General features: G+C 63.4%; 3 protein-coding genes. All 3 read left to right on the forward strand.

Features of this window, described 5'->3' with window-relative positions; all coding sequences use genetic code 11:
- Nucleotides 1-749, forward strand: a 749-nt coding sequence (gene phbB / locus HNR75_RS15285; protein WP_068679679.1) for an acetoacetyl-CoA reductase, incomplete at its 5' end; no start/stop codon positions are given.
- 85 nt (nucleotides 750-834) lie between these two features.
- Complete coding sequence (locus HNR75_RS15290) at nucleotides 835-3,339, forward strand: DUF3141 domain-containing protein (protein ID WP_132978742.1); 2,505 nt, start codon at nucleotides 835-837, stop codon at nucleotides 3,337-3,339.
- Complete coding sequence (locus HNR75_RS15295; RefSeq protein ID WP_246358994.1) at nucleotides 3,336-4,553, forward strand: bifunctional enoyl-CoA hydratase/phosphate acetyltransferase; 1,218 nt, start codon at nucleotides 3,336-3,338, stop codon at nucleotides 4,551-4,553. Before HNR75_RS15290 ends, HNR75_RS15295 begins: the two co-directional genes overlap by 4 nt.
- The last annotated feature ends 29 nt before the right edge of the window (nucleotides 4,554-4,582 follow it).

The raw sequence follows: 4,582 nt of genomic DNA on the forward strand, positions 1-4,582 counted from the left end.
CAATGCCGGCTGAGCAACGCACTGCACTGGTCACCGGCGGCAGCGGCGGCCTGGGCGAAGCCATCGCCCGGGCCTTGCACGATGCGGGCCATACCGTGCTCATCGTCCATTCGCCGGGCAATGCCAGCATTGGCGCGTGGCTGAAAACCCAAGCCGGCGAAGGTTACGACTTCGCCGCCTACGGCGCGGATGTGGCCGACCATGCCTCCTGCCAGGAGCTGGCCGGCCTCATTCAAGCAGACGGTCACCACATCGACATTCTGGTCAACAACGCGGGCATCACGCGTGATGCTACGTTCCGCAAGCTGAGCTACGCCGATTGGGATGCGGTCCTGCGGGTCAATCTCGACTCCGTTTTCAACGTCACCCGGCCATTCATCGACGGCATGCTCGAACGCGGCTGGGGCAGGATCGTCAACATCTCCTCGATCAACGGCTCCAAGGGGCAGTTCGGCCAGACCAACTACTCCGCCGCAAAAGCCGGCATGCATGGCTTCACTAAAGCCCTTGCGCAAGAGGTGGCGCGCAAGGGTGTGACAGTCAACACCGTCTCGCCGGGGTATCTGGATACGAAGATGGTGACGAGCATGTCGGAGGAAGTGGTCAAGCAAGTGACTGCCGGTATTCCCGTGGGTCGTCTGGGACGGCCTGAGGAAATCGCCGCACTGGTTGCATTCATCGCCAGTGAGTCTGCGGGGTTCATGACCGGCAGCAACGTGTCGATGAATGGTGGCCAGCACATGTACTGAGTGAGGAAGGGCCGGCAAGACGATGTGCCTGCGGCCCCTTTTCATTCAATTTTTCAGTTTCATCATAGACGGAGTGCCCATCGCCATGAATCAAGACACCACGACATCACCAACGGCCGCTTGGGGGCAGTTGCTGTGGGACCCGTTGCGACTATCGGCGATGGCAAACGAGTATGCAGTGGATGCCTGGCAGCGGTCCATTCTGTATGCCGACGTTCGCCGCCAACGCGGCAACCAGTACCAGGAGCATTTGCAGGAGCAGACGCCGAACGTACTCGACTTCGCCTCTGAGGTCATCATGTCCGGGCTGGACCTTCCGCAGCCGGTCAACTATGGCCTCGTACGTATCCTGCCGCCAGCCGACACGCCGAGCGATCCCCACAAGCGACCGTTCGTGGTGGTCGATCCACGAGCGGGCCACGGCCCAGGCATCGGCGGCTTCAAACCCGATAGCGAGGTCGGCGCGGCCCTCAAGGCTGGCCATCCCTGCTACTTCGTAGGCTTTCTGCCCGATCCCGTTCCCGGCCAGACCGTCGAAGACGTCATGCGCGCCGAAGCGGCCTTCGTGCGCAAGGTCGGCGAGCTGCACCCCGACAGCCGCGGCAAGCCTGCGGTCATCGGCAATTGCCAGGCAGGCTGGCAGATCCTGATGGCAGCCGCCGTCTGGCCCGAACTGTTCGGACCGATCATCGTGGCCGGTGCGCCGCTGTCGTACTGGGCGGGCGACATGCCGATGCGCTACGCGGGCGGTCTGACCGGCGGTAGCTGGTTGACGGCATTGACCAGCGACCTAGGAGCTGGTCGGTTCGATGGTGCCTGGCTGGTTCAGAACTTCGAAAACCTGGACCCGGCCAATACGCTTTGGACCAAACAGTACAACCTGTACGCCAAGGTCGACACGGAGGGCCCCCGCCACCTGCAGTTCGAGAAGTATTGGGGCGGCCACGTCTTCCTGAATGACGTGGAAATGCAGTACATCGTCGATAACCTGTTCATCGGCAACAAACTGAGTACGGCGCAGCTGGTGACGTCTGATGGCGTGCGCATCGACCTGCGCAATATTCGCTCGCCGATCGTGGTGTTCTGCTCCTATGGGGACAACATCACGCCACCGCCCCAGGCCCTGGGCTGGATCACCGATCTGTACCGCAACGATCTGGACGTGATGGGGCATGACCAGACCATCGTCTACGCCACCCATGACAGCATCGGGCATCTGGGTATCTTCGTCTCCGGCAGCGTCGGGCGTAAAGAGCACCAGGAGTTCGCCGCCAACATCGACGTCATCGACGTGCTGCCGGCCGGTATCCACCGCATGCTGGTCGATGAAAATCCAGACGGGTCGCAGGAAGGCGAGCCGACCGGGAACGCCTACCTGACTCGGATCCAGCGCAGCAACATCGATGAAGTCCGTGAGATCGTCCGTCCCGACCCTGAGAACGATCGCCGGTTCGCCGCCGTTGCGCGGATCTCCGAGGTCAACCTGGCTTGCTACCGCAGCTTCGTGCAGCCATGGATGCGTGCCCTGGTCACGGACCAGGGTGCGAAGTGGCTGGAGCCGCTGCATCCGCTGCGCATGGGCTATGAATTGTGGTCTGACAGGCATCCGCTCGCCGCCGCAGTACATGAGGCTGCGCAACACGTGCGCGACCATCGTCAGCCCGTCTCCGAGGCCAACCCTTTCCTGCAACTGCAGGCGCAGTTTTCCACCGCCGTCGAACAGATGCTGGATCAATTCCGTGATTGCCGCGACCAGATCTACGCACAGGCGTTTGACACGCTGTACAGCCTGCCGCTGGTGCAGGCCATGACTGGACAGAGCCTGCACGACGATGCACCGCCGCGACCCCATCCCAGCGAGACGCCCGAGCATCGCCAGTATCTGGCGCAAGAGTTGACACGGCTCGAAGCGGATATTCACAGCGGCGGGATCACCGAAGCCTCCATACGGGCGCTGTTCTTTGTGCTGGCCGCGCGTGGCGAGGCCGACGGGCGGCACTTCCGGCACGCAGAGGAACTCGCGCGCCCCCATTTGGCAAACGACTTCGACATGCAGGTCTTTCGCCACCTCGTTCGTCGGCAGGCTTTGCTCATGAGGCTCGACGAGGACGCCACGGTGTCCGCCATCCCCGGATTGCTCAACGGCATAGCGCCTGATGACATCCGCCAGGTGGCGGGAATGATCGTGCAAGTGATTGGCAGCGGCGGTGTGCTGTCCGCACAAGAACAAACCAGGCTGGAACAGGTTTCTACCTTGTTCGAGCAGGCCGAGCGCCAAGCGCAGGCGGCTTCGGCGCCCGCCGTGATAAGTCCCGCCACTGATACCTCCGCTACGGTCGTGGACGCGAAGTCGACAACCGCCATGCCACGCTCTGCCAGTGGCACATCCGCTGCGGTCGAGGATGCGAATGCGGCGCCAGCCATGCCGAGCTCCGCCAGTGACACCTCCGCTCCGGCCATAAACACGACCTCCAAGACATCCTCTCCAAAGCCTAAGGCGCCTCAGAAGAAAACTGCTACGCAGAAAACTGTGTCCAAGACGCCAGCCGCCCCGCGGACAAGTCAAACACGGCGAGGGAAAGGCAAATGACGACGTCCTCCGCACCGGTCGATGGCGCCGCCGACGCATTGCAGGTTCTGCGCAACCGCACCTTCGACGAGATCGCCATCGGCGACAGCGCCAGCCTCGAACGCGCGTTTTCGCCGCAAGACATCCACATGTTCGCGCTGCAATCGGGCGATGTGGATCCGGAATCTTCGGTGTCTTCGCCCTCGCGGGACACCACGGAGGCCATTTGTGCAAACGTCCTGATCTCGGCTGTGCTGGGAACACGCCTGCCGGGGCCTGGAACCCAATATGTCAGCCAGAACCTGCGCTTGCTCGGAGCCGTTCGGCCCGGCGACAGGCTGACCGTGCAGATGCAGGTGAGCAGCAAAGACACGGCCACCCATCACGTCACGCTGGACTGCACCTGCACCAGCCAGGAGGGGGTGGCGATTTTCCAAGGCCAGGTAGAGGTCGTAGCGCCCACTGAGCGCATTGAAAGAACGCGCACGGCGTTGCCGGAAATCCATCCGGATGCGCAGGGCCGCACAGGCCTGCAGCACCTGCTGGCGCATGTCGCGCACTTGCAACCGATTCGGGTAGCCGTCGCCCATCCGTGCGATGTCCCCAGCCTGTCCGCTGCGCTCGAAGCGCGCCACGCGGGGTTGATCGAGCCGGTGCTGGTCGGGCCACGAGGGCGGCTCGAAGCAGTCGCCACCGAGGCCGGGCTGGATCTGGCCGACGTCGCCATTGTGGACGTCCCGCACAGCCACGCCGCTGCGCAGCAAGCCGTCGCCTTGGCAGCCGCAGGTGAAGTCGAAGCCCTGATGAAAGGGAGCCTGCACACCGACGAACTGATGTCCGCGCTGGTTTCGGCAGCAGCGGGGTTGCGCACCAAGCGCCGGGTCAGCCATTGCTTCCTGTTGCAGACACCGGCCTATCCGCGCCCGTTCATCGTCACCGATGCGGCGATCAATATCGCCCCGAATCTGGAACAGAAGGCAGACATCATCCGCAACGCCATCGAGCTGGCACAGGTGATCGGCGTGCGCGAACCCAAGGTCGCGATCCTGGCCGCGGTCGAGACGGTCAGCCCGACGATGGCGGCCACGCTGGACGCTGCGGCGCTGTGCAAGATGGCCGATCGCGGCCAGATCACTGGCGGCCTGCTCGACGGGCCGCTGGCCTTCGACAACGCCGTCTCCATCGCCGCTGCGCGTATCAAGGGGATCGTTTCCGAGGTCGCCGGGCATGCTTAACTCATCGTCGTGCGTGACCTGGAGTGCTG

Source organism: Tolumonas osonensis, assembly GCF_014202415.1.
Classification (GTDB): Bacteria; Pseudomonadota; Gammaproteobacteria; order Enterobacterales; family Aeromonadaceae; genus Tolumonas; species Tolumonas osonensis.

What these genes read in the sequence shown, in the direction of transcription:
- HNR75_RS15290 (WP_132978742.1), top strand. Translation starts at nt 835, where the DNA reads ATGAATCAAGACACCACGACATCACCAACGGCCGCTTGGGGGCAGTTG.
- HNR75_RS15295 (WP_246358994.1), top strand. Translation starts at nt 3,336, where the DNA reads ATGACGACGTCCTCCGCACCGGTCGATGGCGCCGCCGACGCATTGCAG.